19 protein-coding genes and 1 pseudogene are annotated in these 19,491 nt (G+C 62.5%); all 20 read right to left on the bottom strand.

Features of this window, described 5'->3' with window-relative positions; translation table 11 throughout:
- Positions 1-6: 6 nt before the first annotated feature.
- Positions 7-786: an RNA polymerase sporulation sigma factor SigG gene (gene sigG / locus AC27E8_RS12660; protein WP_008339624.1), complete on the bottom strand. Its 780-nt coding sequence runs from the start codon at positions 784-786 to the stop codon at positions 7-9.
- Positions 787-945: 159 nt separating this feature from the next.
- Positions 946-1,695: an RNA polymerase sporulation sigma factor SigE gene (gene sigE, locus AC27E8_RS12655; protein ID WP_049784339.1), complete on the bottom strand. Its 750-nt coding sequence runs from the start codon at positions 1,693-1,695 to the stop codon at positions 946-948.
- Positions 1,592-2,611 carry a sigma-E processing peptidase SpoIIGA gene (locus tag AC27E8_RS12650; RefSeq protein WP_487099616.1) on the bottom strand — a complete coding sequence of 340 codons (1,020 nt, stop codon included), beginning with the start codon at positions 2,609-2,611 and terminating at the stop codon, positions 1,592-1,594. Before AC27E8_RS12650 ends, sigE begins: the two co-directional genes overlap by 104 nt.
- Before the next feature lie 289 nt (positions 2,612-2,900).
- The gene (gene ftsZ / locus AC27E8_RS12645) at positions 2,901-4,043 is read right to left on the bottom strand and encodes a cell division protein FtsZ (protein ID WP_041695095.1); all 1,143 of its coding nucleotides are present in this window, start codon (positions 4,041-4,043) and stop codon (positions 2,901-2,903) included.
- Between the two features lie 87 nt (positions 4,044-4,130).
- Entirely contained in the window at positions 4,131-5,366 is a 1,236-nt protein-coding gene (gene ftsA, locus AC27E8_RS12640; RefSeq protein ID WP_012810653.1) for a cell division protein FtsA, read from the bottom strand.
- Positions 5,367-5,481: 115 nt separating this feature from the next.
- Positions 5,482-5,859, bottom strand: a complete 378-nt coding sequence (locus tag AC27E8_RS12635; protein ID WP_008339613.1) for a small basic family protein — start codon at positions 5,857-5,859, stop codon at positions 5,482-5,484.
- Positions 5,859-6,599, bottom strand: a complete 741-nt coding sequence (locus tag AC27E8_RS12630) for a DUF881 domain-containing protein (RefSeq protein WP_487099613.1) — start codon at positions 6,597-6,599, stop codon at positions 5,859-5,861. Before AC27E8_RS12630 ends, AC27E8_RS12635 begins: the two co-directional genes overlap by 1 nt.
- Positions 6,600-6,604: 5 nt before the next feature.
- Positions 6,605-7,309 (bottom strand): DUF881 domain-containing protein, encoded by a 705-nt coding sequence (locus AC27E8_RS12625; RefSeq protein ID WP_487099611.1) that lies wholly within the window; start codon positions 7,307-7,309, stop codon positions 6,605-6,607.
- Between the two features lie 14 nt (positions 7,310-7,323).
- Positions 7,324-8,154 carry a cell division protein FtsQ/DivIB gene (locus AC27E8_RS12620; protein ID WP_487099609.1) on the bottom strand — a complete coding sequence of 277 codons (831 nt, stop codon included), beginning with the start codon at positions 8,152-8,154 and terminating at the stop codon, positions 7,324-7,326.
- Positions 8,155-8,193: 39 nt separating this feature from the next.
- Positions 8,194-9,183: pseudogene (murA, locus tag AC27E8_RS12615) on the bottom strand (UDP-N-acetylglucosamine 1-carboxyvinyltransferase); the annotation flags it as partial.
- A gap of 18 nt (positions 9,184-9,201) precedes the next feature.
- Positions 9,202-10,659 (bottom strand): recombinase family protein, encoded by a 1,458-nt coding sequence (locus tag AC27E8_RS12610; RefSeq protein WP_487099607.1) that lies wholly within the window; start codon positions 10,657-10,659, stop codon positions 9,202-9,204.
- Complete coding sequence (locus tag AC27E8_RS12605) at positions 10,656-10,814, bottom strand: hypothetical protein (RefSeq protein WP_487099605.1); 159 nt, start codon at positions 10,812-10,814, stop codon at positions 10,656-10,658. The genes AC27E8_RS12610 and AC27E8_RS12605 overlap by 4 nt, the downstream gene beginning before the upstream one ends.
- A 59-nt stretch (positions 10,815-10,873) precedes the next feature.
- Entirely contained in the window at positions 10,874-11,863 is a 990-nt protein-coding gene (locus AC27E8_RS12600) for a YpdA family putative bacillithiol disulfide reductase (protein WP_487099603.1), read from the bottom strand.
- Between the two features lie 112 nt (positions 11,864-11,975).
- Complete coding sequence (locus AC27E8_RS12595; protein WP_487099601.1) at positions 11,976-12,290, bottom strand: UDP-N-acetylglucosamine 1-carboxyvinyltransferase; 315 nt, start codon at positions 12,288-12,290, stop codon at positions 11,976-11,978.
- Complete coding sequence (murB, locus tag AC27E8_RS12590) at positions 12,271-13,221, bottom strand: UDP-N-acetylmuramate dehydrogenase (protein WP_487099600.1); 951 nt, start codon at positions 13,219-13,221, stop codon at positions 12,271-12,273. Before murB ends, AC27E8_RS12595 begins: the two co-directional genes overlap by 20 nt.
- A gap of 85 nt (positions 13,222-13,306) precedes the next feature.
- Positions 13,307-14,413 (bottom strand): undecaprenyldiphospho-muramoylpentapeptide beta-N-acetylglucosaminyltransferase, encoded by a 1,107-nt coding sequence (gene murG, locus AC27E8_RS12585; protein ID WP_487099599.1) that lies wholly within the window; start codon positions 14,411-14,413, stop codon positions 13,307-13,309.
- Positions 14,410-15,525: a stage V sporulation protein E gene (gene spoVE / locus AC27E8_RS12580; protein WP_487099689.1), complete on the bottom strand. Its 1,116-nt coding sequence runs from the start codon at positions 15,523-15,525 to the stop codon at positions 14,410-14,412. Before spoVE ends, murG begins: the two co-directional genes overlap by 4 nt.
- A 78-nt stretch (positions 15,526-15,603) precedes the next feature.
- Positions 15,604-16,980, bottom strand: coding sequence for a UDP-N-acetylmuramoyl-L-alanine--D-glutamate ligase (gene murD / locus AC27E8_RS12575; RefSeq protein WP_487099598.1), 1,377 nt, complete (start codon positions 16,978-16,980; stop codon positions 15,604-15,606).
- A 13-nt stretch (positions 16,981-16,993) separates the two neighbouring features.
- Positions 16,994-17,959: a phospho-N-acetylmuramoyl-pentapeptide-transferase gene (gene mraY / locus AC27E8_RS12570; protein WP_487099596.1), complete on the bottom strand. Its 966-nt coding sequence runs from the start codon at positions 17,957-17,959 to the stop codon at positions 16,994-16,996.
- A gap of 12 nt (positions 17,960-17,971) precedes the next feature.
- Positions 17,972-19,468, bottom strand: a complete 1,497-nt coding sequence (locus AC27E8_RS12565; protein ID WP_487099595.1) for a UDP-N-acetylmuramoyl-L-alanyl-D-glutamate--2,6-diaminopimelate ligase — start codon at positions 19,466-19,468, stop codon at positions 17,972-17,974.
- Between the last annotated feature and the right edge of the window lie 23 nt (positions 19,469-19,491).

Here is a 19,491-nt window from a genome sequence, read left to right as displayed (position 1 = left end):
GATCGGTTACGACTGAATGTGCTTGTACATGCGATGAATGGCGGCCTTCTCGAGGCGGGAGACCTGCGCCTGCGAGATGCCGATCTCGTCCGCCACCTCCATCTGTGTCTTGCCCTCGTAAAATCGCTTCGCGAGGATTTTCTTCTCCCTATCCGACAGCTTTCGCATCGCCTCTCGCAGCGCAATCCCCTCGACCCACGCCGAATCCTTTTCTCGCTCGTCGTGAATCTGATCCATCACGTAGATCGGATCTCCCCCATCGTGATAGATGGGCTCGAACATGGAGACGGGATCCTGAATCGCGTCGAGCGCGAAGACGACCTCCTCCTTGGGCAGGTTCATTTCGTTGGCGATCTCGACGATGGAAGGCTCGCGGAGGTTTTTGGATGCCAGCATGTCGCGGACCTGGAGCGCCTTGTAGGCGATGTCGCGAAGAGACCGGCTGACCCGGATGGGATTGTTGTCCCTCAGATACCTGCGAATTTCGCCGACGATCATGGGGACTGCGTAGGTGGAAAAGCGCACATTCTGATTGAGGTCAAAATTGTCAATGGCTTTCATCAGTCCGATGCATCCAACTTGGAACAAGTCGTCCACATATTCGCCGCGATTGTTAAACCGCTGAATGACGGATAAGACCAAACGCAGGTTGCCGTTGACCAGTTTCTCGCGCGCCGAGAGGTCTCCGGCTCGAAGCTGTTCAAACAGTTCGCGCATTTGAGCATTCGTGAGAACAGGGAGTTGAGATGTGTTGACGCCGCAGATCTCCACCTTGTTGCGCTTCAAAGAAGTCCCCCCAAGTCTGCCCGTCATACACGTGTGAACAGAATTCCAAAATTCGTCTTAAGTATGTCCGGACTTGGGCGGGTTATGCAGGGTCGACGCGCAAAAGGCGGCGCTTCCTGGCGCCGCCGCGGAGACAGGGCGAAGATGCGGCTCTGGCCCTCACATCATCTTGTTAAACTCCCGCTGAAGCCGCTTCAGAATGCGCTTCTCCAAACGCGATATGTAGGATTGAGAAATTCCTAGAAGGTCCGCGACGTCTTTTTGCGTCATTTCCTGACCGGTCCCCAGGCCAAATCGGAGCTCCATGATGGTGCGCTCCCGTTCGCTCAATTTGTCGAGCGCGTCGTAGAGCAATTCGCGGTCGACCTCGTCTTCGAGATTGCGGTAGATCGTGTCGGAATCGGTGCCAAGCACATCGGACAACAGCAACTCGTTTCCGTCCCAGTCCACGTTCAGCGGCTCGTCCAGTGACACCTCGGCGCGAAGTTTGTTGTTGCGGCGAAGGTACATCAGGATCTCGTTCTCGATGCAGCGAGACGCGTACGTCGCGAGTTTGATCTTCTTGGATGGGTCGAACGTGTTCACGGCCTTGATGAGCCCAATCGTGCCGATGGACACCAGGTCTTCGATGTTGACGCCGGTGTTCTCGAACTTGCGGGCGATGTACACGACGAGGCGCAAGTTTCGCTCGATGAGCATCGACCGCACGGACGGATCGCCCGAAGGAAGCCGTTCGAGAAGATATTGCTCCTCTTCCTTCGTGAGCGGCGGTGGAAGCGCCTCGCTTCCGCCGACGTAATAAACCTCATCCGGCTGACCCAGGAGGCGAACTCGCAGGCGGATGTACAGGAGGCGAAGCCGAAGGAGCGCGAGGCGGCGCTTGGTCTCGAGAAACTGGAACGCGTACATCGTCATCCACTCCATTCATGACTTCTGGGTGCAAGATGGCTTGAAACGTCCCCTCCGCGCAGAGCACGCCGGGAAATACCGCAAACAGGCTGTCCGCGCCGCGGGTGCGCGATCCATCCGCCTGCACCAGGTACACGGCCTTTGGTCGGAGCGCGACGGTCAGCCCGCGGCCGGACGCCCCTTGAAAAGGCACGATGGAAAACGGTGTGCCCGGCAACGCCTCGGTCAGGGCATCCAGCAGATCCGCGCCGGCGGCCACCTTCTCGCGGACCGGCTCGGGAAACGCCGGCATGAGGACAGCGGCGTCGACCAGCGACACGGGGCGCTTCGAGACGGGATCGACCAGTGCGTTGCCCGTGTCGACGAGGGCGCGGCAGCGAATCACCATCTCGTCGAATTGCACCTCGAGATCGACCAAGGATGTCTCGACGCGCGCATCCTTTCGCAGGCGCGCGGCCAGGCGCTTGAGCCCACCCACGGCGAGCGGCAAGCCTATCATCAGGCCGAGCGTCTCGCCCGAGGTGGCAAAGGCCACGCCGCGGTTGCTCCACAGGGCGTGGTTGAGCGTCGTGCCCGGCAAAGCGAACCGAGCGGCCACGCTTGCCCCGGCCACGACGAACGACACGAGGTAGTAGACCCCGATGAGGCGGGCGAGATCGAACGCGTTTCGGTGAGGCAGGGCGAGCCACACCATGAGCACAGATACAAGCGCCTTGCCGGGCCAGGTGGTGACAAGGGACAGGGCAGGGACAAACAGCGCGAGGGCGTACGTCGCGCCTACCAAGGCGCCTGCCAAAAGCCGCGTCCAGCGCGCCCGGCGCTTCATCAACCAGCCGGTCGTCCAGAGCAACGCGAAGTCCATGATGAAGTTGACCATCCAGACGATGTCGATGTAGACCACCGGCAGGGCCTGCACACCATCACCTCAGGTGGAGCACGGCGTGTCCCATCCGACGGGCGGGATGTCCGCGAGATCACACCGCATCGTTTGGAGGCAAGTATAGTAGATTTCTATTACGAAGCCTGTCGGAACTTGACGGGTGAGTCGTAGACTTTTTTGGAGAAGTCGGTCGAGGCATGTAAGGGGCAGTCCCAGAACTGAATGCGAGGGCATCCACACGCCGGCCAGGGGTCTGCCCATGGAGGGCAGACCCCTGGCCGGGGCAAGAGATTTGGTTCTGTGCGAGGAAACTGATTCGGCAGGCTCAGCGATCGCGCCCAAACCTGCTGTTCTGGCGGCGCATGAACGCCGGAATTTCCCACGGATTCCCCGTGTTCGGCACATGGATGACCGGGTCCTGCGCCGACGGATGGCGCTGTACCGTCCCTCGCACGACGTTGTCGTGCGGCTCGTGGTGCAGTTGATTCTGCCGCGCTTGTTGTTGCTGCTGATTGGAACCATCAAATCCCGTCGCAATCACGGTGACGACAATCTCGTCTTCGAGATTCGGATCGATGGCCGCACCGAAGATCATGTTGACATCTGGATCCGCAGTCATCGACACGATATCCGCAGCTTCGTTGACCTCCCAGAGGCTGAGATTCGTCCCGCCCGCGACGTGCATGAGGATGCCGCGCGCGCCGTCGATGGACGTTTCCAAAAGCGGCGACGAGATGGCTTTCTTCGCCGCCTCCGCGGCCCGATTTTCGCCAGAGGCGATGCCGATACCCATAAGGGCCGAGCCGCGCTCCGTCATAATGGCCTTCACGTCCGCGAAGTCCACGTTGATGAGAGCGGGCGTCGCGATGAGATCCGAGATGCCCGACACGCCTTGCCGCAGAACGTTGTCCGCCTCTCGGAATGCTTCCAGGACAGGTGTATTGCGATCCACAATCTCGAGCAGGCGGTCGTTCGGAATGACGATGAGCGTGTCGACCTTCTGCTTCAGCTCGTTGACGCCCTGCTCGGCCTGAATCATGCGGCGACGCTGCTCAAACCGGAATGGCTTCGTCACGACACCCACCGTGAGGGCGCCGAGCTCCTTCGCAATCTCGGCGATGACCGGTGCGGCGCCCGTCCCTGTGCCGCCGCCCATCCCCGCCGTGACAAACACCATGTCCGCGCCTTTCAGCGCGTTGGCCAGCATTTCACGGCTCTCTTCCGCTGCCTTCTTCCCAATCTCGGGATTCGCGCCTGCGCCCAAACCGCGGGTCAACTTTTCGCCAATCTGGAGCTTCGTTTCGGCCTTCGACAGCTTGAGCGCCTGGGCATCCGTGTTCACGACGATAAACTCCACGCCCTTGACGCCCGATTCGATCATCCGGTTCACCGCATTGCACCCGCCGCCGCCGACGCCGATCACCTTAATATTGGCAAGGGAATCAGTTTCAAAATCGAATTCCAGCACTGTGGGTCCTCCTAATCTATTTGGCTCCGCACTTCCCCTGCGACAGTATGGTGTCAGCGCGCACGTGCGCGCACACACCGGCCGACATCACACGAAATCGCGCAGCCAATCTTTGATTCGTGCAAATACGCCGACGTGATTGGACGAACGAACCTGACGAGCGCCAGCGTTGTAATCCGCCGAGCTTGGGCGAAGCCCCGTGCGCGCAGCATACACAATCATGCCGACCCCGTTGACGAAGGACGGATCGCGCACCCCGAGGAACTCTGGAACGGCGATGCGCACAGGCGCCTGCAGTTCCTCCCCCGCCAACTCGGCCGCGGAAGGCGTCGACATGACGCCGCCGTGAAACACGTAACCCGCCGGCAGCTCGTCGGCGTAACCCATCTTTTCTACTTCTTTTCGCACTAAGCCGAATATCTCCTGCATGCGAGGCTCGATAATCGTGGCGAGATCGTACTGCGTGAACTCGGCCTCCTTGTTGCTCCCCATGCGGGGCACCCGAAAGGTCTCATGCTCAGATGCCTGCTCCACCATCGCGCAGGCGTGGCGGAGCTTGACTTGTTCGGCCGCGACCGTGTTGGTGCGCAGCCCGATGGCGATGTCTTGCGTCACATAGTCGCCGCCAATGGGAATGATGCTTGTCCCCATCAGCACGCCGTTCGCGAACACGCTGACCGACGTCACGCCCGCGCCCACGTCCACCAAGGCGACGCCCAACTTCCGCTCGTCCTGGGTGAGCGCGATTTGGCTCGCGGCCATGGGCGCGAGCACGAGATTCGCCACTTCCAGTCCCGCGCGCTCCACGCATCGGACAATGTTGTGAATGGCGGTGCGGCTTCCGGTGATGAGGTACGCATCCACCTCCAGCCGCACGCCGAGCATCCCGCGCGGATCCATGATGCCGCGCAGGCCGTCGACGACAAACTCTTTCGCAACCACGTCAATGACCTCGCGTTCCGGAGGCAGCGCCACGACTCGCGCTTGCTGCAAAACGCGTTCAATATCTTCATCCGTGATCTCGCGGTCCGCCGAGGACACGGCGACCACCCCGTGAGAGCTGTGCAGCTGAATGTGCTCCCCCGAGATGCCGACGTATGCGGATGGGATGCGAATCCCCACCATGCGCTCGGCGTGATCGACCGCTTCGCGGATTGAATCAACCGTTTTGTCAATATCGACAATCGCACCGTGGCGCAGTCCTTGACTCGAGGCGGAGCCCACTCCAATGATGTTCAAGTTGTTTCCGGTCGACTCTCCGATGATGACTCGCACCTTCGAAGTGCCGATGTCGAGACTGACAATGTAGTCCTCCTTGGCCAACCGAGTGGCACCTCCCTAGAGCGCCCGAGACTGCGATTCTCTATCTACTTCCACACGGATTTCGACAATCCTCTAGCGCGGGCGAAAAATCTTTGATTTCCAGGAGCCGCTTCCATCAATCCTTCGTGGAAGCCATGCGCCGGGCCACGCGTCGCTGCCGAATGAGGGTGAACACGTGCCGACGGATGACGGCGATGTTTTGAAACAGGCGGACGCCAAACGCCACAACGGCCGCCAAATAGAGGTCCACACCAAGCTGGTTACCGATGTAAGCCAACAGGGCGGCAACCAAGGTGTTGGTAAAGAAACCAGATAGAAACACGGCGCTGTCGAATGTCTTGTCCAAACTCGCTCGAATGCCGCCCACGACGGTGTCGAGCGCGGCAAGGATGGCAATGGAAAGATAGCTCGTGAACGCGACAGGAATGACGACGTTGGTCACCAAACCGAGCCCAATGCCAACGGCCAAGCCTAAAACCGGCAGCCAGTACATCAGCCATTCCCCTCCTTCGCGTATTGCCCAGGCAACGGTCCCGTGTACGCAGGCACGGTCACACCGTTGGACGAGGGGTAGGCCCGAATGATGAAATCTTCGCCCATCGCCTCAAAATAGCCCTGCAAGACGTTCACCGAGAGCCCGGTTTCCATCTGTTGCACGTTGCCCACCGCCTGAATCACGTAAGGCTCCTCGATAGGCTTTCCATTCACGTGCACGCTGCCGATCCCGTTCACCTCGACGAGCCGAATGGACGAGGTGCCGACCAGGCGTTGGCCATTCATGGCGATGGCCGTGGCACCATTGGCAAACAGGACGTTGACGACCTCGTCCAACCACTGATCCGCTTGTTGAGGAAACAGCGCCATCTGAGCTGGGCTCGCGCCCAGCTTCGCATCAGGCTGGATGGTGATGGTGATTCCCGGGCCCGTGACGGCCGTGAGCCCGGCCTCTACCGCCAACTGGCGCTCATCCCGCGCCAACACTTGTCGGAGCTCCTTCTGACTGCCGCTCGCGGCCCTGTACTCCGCGAGCTGAGCCTCGAGCTTCGAAATCTGTTGTTCGAGAAGGATGTGTTCCTGCGCCTGTTCGGAGACCTGCGTGCGAAGATCGATATAACTCGTGTTGCCCGAGCCAACGGGCCCCTCCGCCGTCAGATCGACCGTCACCATGAAGCCCAGGGCGGCTACCGTGGCCGTCGCCACCCAGATGAGACTTCGGTTGGAGCGAGCGGGCATCTGCGTCACCCCTGCAGCGAATTGGTGTAGGCCGGGATGTGGATATCGTTCTCGACCTCGGGCGTTGAAACCTGGAGACCTTCCTGCCGCATCGCATCGAGAATGCCGCCCTGAATTTCGAGGGCAGAAGAGAGCACCGCCGGATCCCCAATCGCCACCACCGTGAACGGGGCACCGAGGCGATGGCCGTTGACGGAGACCACGGGCCCTTGGCATTCGATGGAGGATGTGGCGAGAACCCGATAATCGTTGATGGCCACAGCCTCCGCCCCGGCCGTGAACAACTCGTTGACCAGATTGCGAAGCGTCCAATCGTGCGCGAGGATCTGCTCCACGTCGCTGCCGCCCGCGCTGCCGTCGTTCAGCGTGACCTGGATGCCCGGCCCGTGAACCGGCGTGAGCCCCGCCAGGATGCGTTCGCCCGTCATTCGCTGCTGGAGCGCTTGAACGGAGTCGGTCGATCCGGCGGAGATTTGCTCATATTGCGCAATCTCTTGCGTCAGCGAGGCGAGCTGTTGCTGAGCCTCCTGGTTCGACTGCTTCAACTCGCTGAGCCGCTCTGCCAGTTGACGGTTCACCGCCGAATTGCCGCTAAAGAGCACGCCGAGGGCGGCCGCCGCATGATTTTGCCGGTAACTCACCGTCAGCATGTAGCCCAATGCCACCGCGACCACCGTGAGCGATGCGATGACGCGTCCTTGCGCGTTCACAGGCTCCCTCCTTTTTAGGGGTGCGAGGCGGTTTTGGAGCTTGTCCCCTCGACGGGCTCGCCTCGGCCAGAAGCCGATGAGGCATCTTCGTTCGAACTGGGCGCCGACGAAAACGGAGTGTATCGGTAAGGCGGCGACCCAGTCAGGTCAATCACGCCCGGGCGATATCCCTTGCCCTCAAAATAGCGGATCGTCGGCTGGATGGCGGCCAACGAACCTCGCAGATTCGCTACGTCCGCCAACACTTCGAAGTCGTTGTCGAGATAGAGCGTGACCGTGCCGTCTCCGTTGACGTGGATTTCCGACACGCCGGTCAACTCGCTCGCGGGAACCGAAGCGAGTTGATGACAGACCGCTGAGACGGCGGCTGAAGCCATCTGGTGCACGGTGAGGTTCGAGTCCTGGCCAGTCACGATGGGATAGGGTAGCCCTGCGGTGGAAGGGATCTTTTGGTATACAAAACCGTTTGACATGAGCTCATAGAACCCGCTGGGATCTGCGTACACGGCGACGACGTCTCGCTCGTGAACGCGGATGGACACGGTCCCAGACGGCCACGACACGGAGATGGCGGCGCGATCCACCATGGGCAACTTCGCCACGATCTCCGAAGCGGCCCGCTTTCGGTTGACTTCCCAGAGACTCTCGCCGTACCCAACACCGCTCGCTGCCACAATCTGCGCCATCGGAATGGTCGTGTTGCCGCTCACCTCAATGTGGCGCACGCGGGCGAGCGGCGACTCCAGCACCGCGACAAGCCCGATGAACGCGAAGAAGCTCACGACAATCCGCCGGTTTCTCGCCTTTCGACGTTCGCGCTCTTCTGCCGTTTCTTGTCGTGGCATGCTTTCACGCCTTTCGCCGCCTGTGCGCCCCCTCTTGACTCACTGCTTCGTACGCGACGCGCGTGCCCCGAGCATTCGAAGCAGCGCAGCCATGTCCTCATAGCCGCGGTCGATATGCTGGAGTCCTTCGACCTCGGTCACACCCTGGGCCGCGAGGCCGGCCACGACGAGCGCCGCACCACCGCGGAGATCCGCCGCCGTCACACGCGCGCCGGACAAGTGCGGCACTCCTCGCACGATGGCCGTGCGCAGATCGACCGACACGTTGGCGCCCATGCGGACCAATTCGTCGACGTGCTTGAAACGGGCTTCAAACACGCTTTCCTGCACAATGCTCGTGCCTCTGGCTATGGTCAAAAACGCCATAAACGGCGCCTGAAGGTCCGTCGGAAACCCTGGGTAAGGCGCAGTGCGGATGTCAATGGGAGATGGGGTCTCCTCACAGATAATAGTGATTATATCATGTTCGACCTCGGCGCGAATACCTGCATCTCGCAGTTTCTGAAGCACAACCCCCAGGTGATCCGCCCGAGCACCCACAAGCCGCACCTCGCCGCCCGCCGCGGCTACCATGGCCATCACCGTGCCCGCGACGATGCGGTCCGGGATGACCGTGTACGACGCCTCTCTGAGCTCCGACCGCCCGCGCACCTCAATGCGCGCCGATCCGGCCCCGTGGATCTCCGCGCCTGCGGCCGTCAAGAAGTTCGCCAGGTCCTCCACTTCCGGCTCACGCGCCGCGTTTTCAATCACCGTGGTGCCATCCGCCAACACCGCCGCCATCAGCAGGTTCTCGGTCGCGCCGACCGACGGAAAATCGAGCACGATGTGGGTGCCGACGAGGCGCTTAGCTTGACAACGAATCAGCCCATGGGATTCCTCAATCCGCGCCCCAAGCGCCCTGAGTCCCCGAAGATGAAAATCAATGGGCCGCTGGCCAATGACACACCCGCCCGGCTTGGACACGGTCACTTCACCGCATCGTGCCATGAGGGGCCCCATCAAGAAGATGGAAGACCCCATGCTCCGCGATAGATGTTCCTGGCGTCACTCGAGGCGCAGGACGAGATCGACGTCCACCTCGCGAGACCGCTTTGGGCGAAACACGCGCACCTCTCGCACGACGGAGAGGATCAGCGCGCGCTCCAGATGGGGATCGTCAGCCAATCGTGCGCACAGTGCGCTCACCCATGCTTCCCACCCCTCGGGAGTCGATAGGTCAGCCGATTGCGCCTCCGCCTCCCGACATACCTCAAGCGCGCGCAGAAGGCGAGCCTGCTCGCGGACAAACACCTCCTCGGACACGACACCGGACGCGTAGGCCTCCGCGAGCCTGCTCAGGCGTGCCACGGCGACGCGGCGCTTCCGCCGAACCGTGCGCAACTCGTTCGACGCTGCATCCGCCTGATAAGCGGAGGCCATCGCTTCGAGGTCAGGCCGAACGCGCCGAAGGAGTTCTTCCACGACCAGCGTCTCCAGCGCTCTGGCGTCCACCTGATTGGGCGTGCACCCCCCACCCGTGACGTATCGCCCGCAGCGATAGATGGGCCTCTTTTCGCGCTCATGGTCCCGTTGGGTCACCTGCCAGCCTGCGTACATGGCGCTTCCACAGAAGCCGCACCGCGCGATGCCAGCGAGCGGTCGCTTCGAACCCTGCGATCTCGGCGACAACGCATGGCGCCGCTTGAGGATGTTGCGCAGGACTTCGAATTCCTCAGGGCTCAAAATCGCCTCGTGCGCTCCTTCGACGCACACCCACTCGGCAGGCTCGCGCTCGGTTCGCCGGTTGCCTTGCGTCTTGCGCCGGTTCCACACGGAGACACCGGCCAGCGCCGGGTTGGAAAAGAGCGTCCGAACCGTGCGATCCGTCCACAGCCGCCCCGTCTTCGTCCGCACGCCGAGGGCGTTGAACTCCATGGCGACGTCCCTCGGGCTCGCCCCCGTCAACAGAAGGCGCGCCCCCTCGCGCACCCATCGGGCCTCGCGCGGATCCGGCGTCAAGCGACCGTTGACCAGCCGATAACCGAACGGCGGCTTCGTGGCGAGCTCGCCGCGCTGGGCCATCGCCAGCAGATTTTCATGCACGCGCTCCGCGATCATCTCCCGCTCGAACTCGGCGATCACGGACAACATCTGCGCCACCAATCGCCCCATGGCCGTCGAGATCTCGAAATTCTGCCTCGTGGAGCGGTAAAAAACCCCATGCAGGTTCATCTCGTCGACAAGGCGCGCGAAGTCCGCGACGCTCCGCGTCAGCCGATCAATGCGCGTGGTCACCACGCCGAGCACGCATCCCGCCCGGATGTTGGCGCGCAAGCGCTCCATCGCCGGACGGTTCAAGGACTTGCCGGAATACCCGTCGTCGCAATACAGTTCGTACCGGGAAAACCCGTGCGAGCGAGCATATTCCACGAGCTGCTCCTCTTGCTCCCTCAAGCTGTGACCGGATATGGCCTGCTCCTCCGTCGAAACCCGCACGTAGAGCGCCAGGTGCCGCTCGGTCACGGCTCGTTCACCCGCCTGCCGCGGTGCGCGAGCATGCGCTCCAAAAGGGGACGGGCGACGGCCATCACGCGATGCGCCACCTGCGCTTCCATCTCGCGCTCAGGTACCAGTGCCTCACGCCTTGCGTCCCAGACGTAGACGGCGCGAATTCGCATCTCAATCCCCTCCCGACAGACCGATATGCGGGAGGGTTTGACCATCTTGCCGGACGAGGCTAGCCGACGCGAGCGGTCATCCTGGAGGCGATGGCATCGGCAATGCGGGGAGCTTGGAGGCGGCCGTTTTCGATGAAGATGCGGTTGGCGTCAAATCCGGACACCACCACGCCCGCCACGTAGATGCCTGGCACGTTGGTTTCATAGGTCGCCTCGTCGTGCGCCGGGATCCCCGTCTCTGGATCGATTTGGACACCAAGCTTTTCGAGAAACGAAGTATCCGGGTGGTAACCCGTAAGCGCCAGGACGTGATCGCACGGAATGTCGAGCCGACCCTCGGGCGTCTCGACGCGAACGTGATCCGCGCAGATCTCGGTGACGCGCGAGCGAAAGTGGAAGGCAATCGCCCGTTTGTCAAGGAGGCTCTGGATATCGGGCTTGACCCACGGCTTGATTTTGTCGGACATGGCCGGGCCCCGATGGACGAGCGTGACGTACGCGCCGACCCGGTGCAGATCGATGGCGGCCTCAGCCGCGGAGTTGGTGCCACCGATGATGACCACGCGCTGCCCGTAATAGGGATGAGCGTCCCGATAGTAGTGCGTGACATGGGGCAGGTTTTCGCCGGGCACGCCGAGCATGTTGGGATGATCGAAGTAACCCGTGGCCACCACCACGGCTCTCGTTTCCGTCACAAGCGGCCTCCCGGAAAGGGTGCGCGAGTGGATGCGAAATCCTCCGCTTCCGTCCCGCTCGACGGCTTTCACCTCTTCGTACTGGCGGACCGGCAGCTCGAGCCGCTGAACGACAGTCCGGTAGTACGTCAGCGCCTCCATCCGGGTGGGTTTGGCCCGTTCGGTGTAAAACGGGATATCGCCAATCTCGAGGCGTTCAGGTGTGGAGTTGAACACCATTTGCGTGGGGAAACGGTAGATGGTCGACACGATGCAGGATTTTTCGATCACGACGTGGGAAATGCCGCGCCGCTTCAGCTCGACCGACACAGCCAAGCCACACGGGCCGGCACCAATGACACACGCTTCGAACATGGCCCTCGCTCCTAGCGGAAATCTCCATCTGTGAATCTCTGGTCTCCGTCATTATACCACGGAGATGTGGCCAGCTCGGCGTGCATCGGGCGTGACACCCACGGCGATTTCGTCAGGCGGTCGCGATGAGCAATTCGCGCCTCATGGGGGACCTCATCTTCTGCATGAGGTGTGAAGGAACCTGCGTCGCAGAGAGCGTGGTGGCGTCGACCGTCACCGTTCCGGCCGACATGGACACCTTTGCACCGAGACTCTTCAGGATTTCCAACATGACGCGGACATCCTCAAGATCGGGGACGTTTTTGATCACGGAACGACCTGCCACCATGACAGTGGCGGCGAGGATGGGAAGGGCCGCGTTCTTCGCGCCGGCCACCCGCACTTCGCCGGTCAGCGGTACGCCGCCCTCAATCCGCAGCAATTCCATCGTCCGCACCTCCCGACAAGGGTTCGCCAAGCACGCGGACCTCGGTTTCAAGGGCGATGCCGAACCGCTCTCGAACCACCGACTGCGCGTGCCGAATCAGCCACAGCACATCGCTTGCCGAAGCGTTCCCCAGGTTGATGATGAAGTTCGCGTGCTTGTCGCTGATCATCGCCTGGCCGCGGCGCAGTCCCTTGAGCCCCGCTTCCTCGATAAGTCGGGCCGCGTGGGTGCCCTCGGGATTTCGAAACACGGAACCGCAGTTCGGAAAGCTGAGTGGCTGAGTCGCAATGCGCCGCTGGGACCATTCGCGAACGAGGCGCCGCATCTCGTCGCGATTGCCTGGCTCCAGCTGAAACTTGGCCCGTGTCACAATCCCGAAGCGATCCTTGAGCACGCTGTAGCGGTAGCCAAAGCGCAGCTCTTCGTTCGACAGCCGCGCGATGGCTCCGGTCTCGTCCATCACCTCGGCCCACGCGAGCACCTCGCATGTCTCGCGGCCGTAAGCGCCTGCGTTCATCATGACCGCGCCGCCGACGGAACCGGGAATGCCGGTCGCAAATTCGAGGCCTGAGAGACCGTGGCGGATGGCCAAATTCGCCAGCGCGACGTACGAACGGCCCGCCATTGCGTAGACCGCGCACTCGTCCTCTCTCACCTCGCACGAAGCGAAGGCGTCGTGCAGCTTGATGACGAGGCCGCGAATCCCGCCGTCCAACACCAGGGTGTTGGAGCCGCGGCCGATGACGGTGATAGGTAGGCCGTGGTCTCGCGCGGCGCAAACGCACGCGCGCAGGGCGTCCACCGAGTCCGGCTCGACAAAGTAATCGGCAGGTCCGCCGATCCGCCACGTCGTATGCCGCTTCATCGGTTCGCCCCGGATCACCTTCACCCCTTGCTCCATCAGGATGTTCACCAACGGATCGTCTTGCATGTCAGGTCCTCCATGAGCTTTCACTGGGTCACCTACCTCACCGCCGCAACCGCATCATATGCCGCCCTAGGCAAAGGGTGAGTGCCTAGGTGCGACGCTTTTCCGCCACTTCGAGGACGAGATCGCCCAGCCGCCTGACGGCGTCCGGCCGGCCGAAGCTCCGCGCCCGCTCCCGAACTTCAGCGAGATCGCCCTCGAGCAGGCCGCAGATCTCGTTCCAAAGGACTTCCGGCGTGAGATCCGCTTCTCGGACCACTCGGGCGGCGCCCGCGCGGGCAAGCTGCATCGCGTTTTCCTCCTGGTGATTCGCCGTCACGTACGGGCTCGGAACCAGGATGGACGCGACCCCGAGCGCGCAGATCTCCGCGAGCGTGCTCGATCCGGCCCGGCTCACCATGAGGTCGACGTGAGGCAAAAGCGAAGGCATGTCCGAAATGAAGGCGTGGAGCGTGACATTCCGGGGGAGCGGTCCCACCTCTGTGCGAAGGGTCTCAAAATGGCGCTCGCCCGTGACGAACAACACACGCCACTCGGGACGGTCCGCAAAGCGCGGAAGCATTTCCGCCACCACCCGATTCGCGGTCTCCGAGCCCCTGCTGCCAAACACAATCAGAATGACGCGCTGTCCCCGCAGAATTCGATAGTGATCGCGCGCCCTCCGCTTGTCCTCCGCGGAGACCTCCACCACCTCGCTCGCGCGCGGATTGCCCGTGAATACCACGCGCTTGGCGCGCGGGAAGAGCGCCTCGCTCTCGGGAAAGCACACCGCCACCGCGTCCACGCGCCGCATCAAGAGCTGATTGGTGAGCCCGGGGCGCGCATTGCCTTCCCAGATCACGGACGGAACGCCGAGCCTGGTGGCGGCGTAGATCACCGGCAGCGACACAAAGCCCCCCGTTCCAACAGCGACATCGGGCCGAAAGTGGCGCAGAATGCGGAGCGCTTCCCGATAGCCGCGGTACGTGATGGCCAGGGTGCGCACGGCGTCCAGAGACAGTTCTCGCCGAAGTCCCGCCGCGGGAACGGAGGCGAAGGCGAGACCGGCCTCGGGGACGAGACGGCGTTCCAGCCCTTGCTCTGTACCCACGTACAGAAATTCAGCGCGCTCGACACGGGCCTTCAAGTGGCGCCAAAGCGAAAGGGCGGGGAAGATGTGGCCGCCTGTGCCCCCACCCGTCAGCAACACCTTCATTCTACCATCCCCGCCTGCTTTGAAATGTTGAGCAGAATGCCGACGCCGCTCAGCAACAGCGTCAACGACGATCCGCCATAGCTGATAAACGGCAACGTGATGCCCGTCGCCGGAATGGACCCGGTCACCACGCCGATATTGATCAGCACCTGCACCGCAATCATTCCGGTGATACCCGTCGCCAAAAGCGTCCCGAAATCATCTGGCGCATACAGCGCCGTGCGGATGCCTCGCCAGATGAGCACGGCAAACAACAGCAGCACCGAGACGGTCCCGAGCAGGCCCAATTCCTCTCCGACAATCGAAAAGATGAAGTCGGTCTGAGGCTCAGGAAGGTAGAGAAACTTCTGCCGACTGTGCCCGAGGCCGAGCCCCAGAATGCCACCGGATCCGAGGGCATAGAGGGATTGGATGATCTGATACCCCTTCCCAAGCGGGTATTTCCACGGGTCTAAAAAGGCGTAAATGCGGTCCATCCGGTAGGGCGCCATGGCGACGAGACCCGCGAATCCGACGGCGCCCGCGCCAAAGAGGGCCGCCAAATGCGACCAGCGCGTGCCCGCGACAAACAGCATGATGAGCGTGGTCCCCATGATCACGACGCTCTGGCCGAGATCGGGCTCCAGCATGATGAGTCCCACCGCAACCAGGGCGAGTCCCATCGGCGGGACGAATCCGCGCCAGAACGAGTGCATCCGGTCCTTCGACTCGGCGAGCAAGTGCGCGAGAAACATGACGAGCCCCAATTTCGCGAACTCGGATGGCTGAATGCCGAGCGAGCCGATGCCGAGCCACGCCTTCGATCCTCCGCGGTTCACGCCTACCACAAGCACAAGCACCAGAAGCGCATAGCTCGCCAGCGCAATCTTGGGCGCGTGCTTGCGCCACACGTGGTAGTCGATGCGCGAGAGCCAGATCATCAGGCCGACACCCATCAGGGCCCAGAGGAACTGCCGCTTGGAAAAGTAGAAGGCGTCCTGGAATCGCGTCGCGGAGATGACCGACGAAGCGCTGTGCACCATGGTCACGCCAAACGCGAGCAGGAGCAAGATGACGCCTACGAGCGTGAAGTCGGGCGACGAACCGGGCTCCTGTTTCGAAGACGCCGACATAGACCGCAACACCGCGTTCCCTCCCCTCCCGCGCTTCGTGGCGCGGTATGGTCCAAAGGCGGGCCTTTGGACACGCTGCTACAGTCTATGCACGGCCTCTTTGAACATGCTGCCCCGCACCTCATAAGACGGGAACATATCCCAGCTGGCACAGGCCGGCGAAAGCAGAACCACGTCGCCCGGCTCCGCCATTCGGCTGGCCTCGCGCACGGCCTCCTCCATGGACGCAGCGAATACGCACGTCGACACGCCCGCTCGGGCAAGCACATCCCTCAGCTTCTCCTTGGTCTCTCCGAGCAAGACTGCGGCTCGGACGCGCCCCGAGATATCCGGCAACAGCGGATCGAACGAAATTCCGCGGTCGAGGCCGCCCGCAATCCACACGATGCCCCGCTCAAACGACCGGAGCGCCTGTCGCGCGGCGTCCGGATTCGTCGCCTTCGAATCGTTGTAATATCGCACACCCGATACCTCGCGCACAAACTCGAGCCGGTGCTCGACACCCTGGAACGTCGCAAGCACGCGGGCGACAGCTTCCACGGACGCTCCGGCCGCGAGCGCCATCGCCGCTGCCGCCGCCGCGTTTTGCAGATTGTGCCGGCCCGGTAAGGCCACTTGCTCTACCGGCAGAATGGGGCTTCGCTCCTGTCCGGTCACGGCGACCAACGTCCCGTCGATCACGCCCACGCCTTCGTCAAAGGGTGCGCCCTCTAGGCTGAATCCACGCACGCGGGCCGCCAGATTGCCCGCTCCATCCCGCACGAGCGCTTGATCCCAGTTGAGAATGGCGACATCGTCTGGGGTCTGATTCGCAAACAGCTTCCACTTCGCCTGCTGGTACGCCTCATAGGTGCCGTGATAGTCCAGGTGAGCGGGATAGAAATTCAGCAGCGCACCGCCCCGCGGGTGGAACGTGTGCGTGCCCTCCAGCTGAAAGCTCGACACCTCGAGGACCAACAGATCGCCCGGCTGATCCACCACGTCGCAAACCGGCGTGCCGATGTTGCCCGCGACCACCGGCCGATATCCCGACGCCTCAAGCATCGCGCCCACCAGCGTCGTAGTGGTGGTCTTGCCGTTGGAGCCCGTGATGGCGTAGATGGGTCTAGTCTCGAACCATGAGGCAATCTCGACGTCCGTCACCATCACGTGCGAAGCCTTGAGCAGCTCGGCAATGAAGGGCTGATGATACGGAATGCCAGGGCTTTTCGCCACGAACTGCCACGGACGCGTGACCAGCGTATCCGGATGCCCGCCGAGCACGAGATCCACGCCAAGCGCGGCGAGTGGCGCGATGGCCGGATCGGATAGGTCGAGCGCCCGCTCGTCCGTCGCGGTCACGCGAAAGCCGCGCCGAGCGAGGAACGCGGCGACGGCGGTTCCGCTTTTGCCCAGCCCCACCACGAGCACCTCGCCCGGCGCATTCAACCAGGTTTCCGGTGTAACAAGCTTCACTTCGTCCGCCCCCTCAATGCGACACCATCGCGAGCGTGCCAAAGGCGCAGATGAACGACGCGAACCAGAAGAGGATGACGACCTCCCACTCCGACCAGCCGCCGAGCTCGAAATGGTGATGCAGCGGGCTCATGCGAAAGACGCGCCGTCCAAACATCTGATACGAAAACACCTGAATGATGACGGACAGAGCCTCGATAACGAACACAAGGCCGAACAGGATGAGTGTCAATTCGCTGTGCGTCAGGACGGCGGCCATGGCGAGCCCCCCGCCGATGGCAAGCGACCCCGTGTCGCCCATGAACACTTTCGCCGGATGTCGGTTGAACACGAGAAACGCGGCGAGCGCCCCTACCATGGCTGCACAGTACAGGGCTACATCGTAGCTCGTGTGCCAATAGGCGTACACCGCATACGCCGCAAACACCATGATGGCCGAGCCCGACAACAGCCCGTCCAGTCCGTCCGTGAGGTTGACCGCGTTGGTCGTGCCCACCAACACCAGCATCAGAAACAGGATGTACAAGAAGCCGAGGCGAATCGCGGCGTCCGTGAAGGGGATGTGCACGGACAGCGCCTCCTGCCCCTGCTCCCGATACAAGAGAAGGAACAACATGACTGTCAACAGGGACTGAAACACCACTTTCTGCTTGGCTGTAAGCCCCAGGTTTCGCTTCTTTACAATTTTAATCAGATCGTCCGCGAAACCAATCAGCCCGAACCCCACCGTGGCGACAAGCATCATGACCGTGTCCAGGCTGCCGAACGCAAATCGGAGGGTCGTCAGCACCACCGCAGCGAGGATGATCACGCCGCCCATCGTGGGCGTGCCGGCCTTCGACTGATGGTGCTTGGGCCCCTCTTCGCGAATCGACTGGCCAAACTTGAGGCGGTGCAAGAGCGGAATGGCGATGGGCCCCAAGAGCACGCCGATCACGAATGCCGCGAGCGCCGTCAGCAACAGCGCCTGAATGTCCAACGGAAACGCCCCCTAGTTCCGCCCGTACCGCGCGCGTATGGCTCGGCGGGCTTCTTCGCGATCGTCAAAATGGCGCTTCTCCGCGCCGATGATCTGGTAGTCCTCGTGTCCCTTACCCGCGATCACGACGACGTCTCCAGGCTCCGCTTCCGAGATGGCCATCTCAATGGCGCGCCGGCGATCCACCTCTTCCCGCACCTTGTGCGCTTGCGCCGCATGGACGCCAGCGCGCATGTCCGCGAGGATGGCGAAGGGATCCTCGCTCCGCGGGTTGTCACTCGTGAAGATGGCCCGGTCCGCCAGTCTCACCGCCACCTCCGCCATCTTGGGGCGCTTGGTGCGGTCGCGATCGCCGCCACAGCCCACCACCACGAGGACGCGCGCAGGCGCGAACTCGCGAACCGCCGCGAGCACGTTCTCGAGCCCGTCCGGCGTGTGCGCGTAATCCACAAACACCGAGAACGGCTGGCCCTCGTCGATACGCTCCATCCGGCCGGGCACGCTCGGATACGAGTGAATGCCGTCCCGGATTTCTGTCGGCGTGAGCCCTTCCACGAGGGCGATGGCGACCGCCGCCAGCGTGTTGTAGACGTTAAATCGGCCGATGAGCGGCGTTTCAATCTCGAACGCGCCTGCGGGGGAATCTACCCAGAAGCGCGCGCCGCTTGCCGAAAGCCGCACGTCCCGAGCCTTGACGTCCGCAGAGCGCTCCATCCCGTAGGTGAGGATCGGCGCAGCGGAGGCCTCCGCCATCACCCAAGACCAGGGATCGTCCGCATTGAGGACCGCGTAGACGGAACGGGCCGGATCATCCCCCGCGCCATTGCCGAGCCGAGAGAACAGGAGCGCCTTCGCCGCTGCATACCGTTCCATGGTACCGTGAAAATCGAGGTGATCTTGTGTCAAGTTCGTGAACGCGGCGCAGGCGAACGACACCCCCGCCGCCCGCCGCTCCACGAGCGCGTGCGACGACACCTCCATCACTGCGTGTGTCGCGCCTTCGTCCGCGAACCGACGAAGCCATCGATGGACCTCCACGGCCTCAGGCGTCGTATTGGGAAGCGGCCAAGAGGCTTGACCCAGTTTGGCACCGACCGTCCCAATGAGTCCAGCTCTTCTCCCTGAGGTATCGAGCAAGTGACGCACGATGTGCGTCACGGTGGTTTTGCCGTTGGTGCCCGTGACTCCAATCACCCGGAGCTCGCGCGACGGGCTTCCAAACAGCCTGTCCGCGACCAGCGCGCTCCAATGGCGCGTATCCGGCACCACCACCTGAGGAATGGATGCAGGCAAATCGGCCACGGGCTCTTCCACCATCACCGCCACGGCACCGCGCTCCACAGCCTGCCGGGCAAACCGGTGTCCGTCCACCGTGTGGCCGCGCACCGCCACAAACAGGCTGCCGGGCTCGACGTCCCGCGAGTCGGTGGTGATGTTCACGACGTCAGGGTTCTCCCCGTTGGTGACTTGAAAATTCACGAAAGGCTGAAACAGCTGTCTCAGTCGCAAAGCGCCTTCCTCCCAACCTCCGG

This window comes from Alicyclobacillus sp. CIJ1, from assembly GCF_057538885.1.
Note: the sequence above shows the minus strand (reverse complement) of the source record. Positions and strands in the feature narration are given on the sequence as shown.

Coding starts and splice junctions, on each gene's coding strand:
- sigE (WP_049784339.1), bottom strand. CDS start 1,695: ATGTACGCGTTCCAGTTTCTCGAGACCAAGCGCCGCCTCGCGCTCCTT.
- AC27E8_RS12635 (WP_008339613.1), bottom strand. CDS start 5,859: ATGTACTGGCTGCCGGTTTTAGGCTTGGCCGTTGGCATTGGGCTCGGT.
- AC27E8_RS12630 (WP_487099613.1), bottom strand. CDS start 6,599: ATGCCCGCTCGCTCCAACCGAAGTCTCATCTGGGTGGCGACGGCCACG.
- AC27E8_RS12620 (WP_487099609.1), bottom strand. CDS start 8,154: ATGCCACGACAAGAAACGGCAGAAGAGCGCGAACGTCGAAAGGCGAGA.
- AC27E8_RS12605 (WP_487099605.1), bottom strand. CDS start 10,814: ATGCGAATTCGCGCCGTCTACGTCTGGGACGCAAGGCGTGAGGCACTG.
- AC27E8_RS12600 (WP_487099603.1), bottom strand. CDS start 11,863: ATGTTCGAAGCGTGTGTCATTGGTGCCGGCCCGTGTGGCTTGGCTGTG.
- AC27E8_RS12595 (WP_487099601.1), bottom strand. CDS start 12,290: ATGGAATTGCTGCGGATTGAGGGCGGCGTACCGCTGACCGGCGAAGTG.
- murB (WP_487099600.1), bottom strand. CDS start 13,221: ATGCAAGACGATCCGTTGGTGAACATCCTGATGGAGCAAGGGGTGAAG.
- murG (WP_487099599.1), bottom strand. CDS start 14,413: ATGAAGGTGTTGCTGACGGGTGGGGGCACAGGCGGCCACATCTTCCCC.
- spoVE (WP_487099689.1), bottom strand. CDS start 15,525: ATGTCGGCGTCTTCGAAACAGGAGCCCGGTTCGTCGCCCGACTTCACG.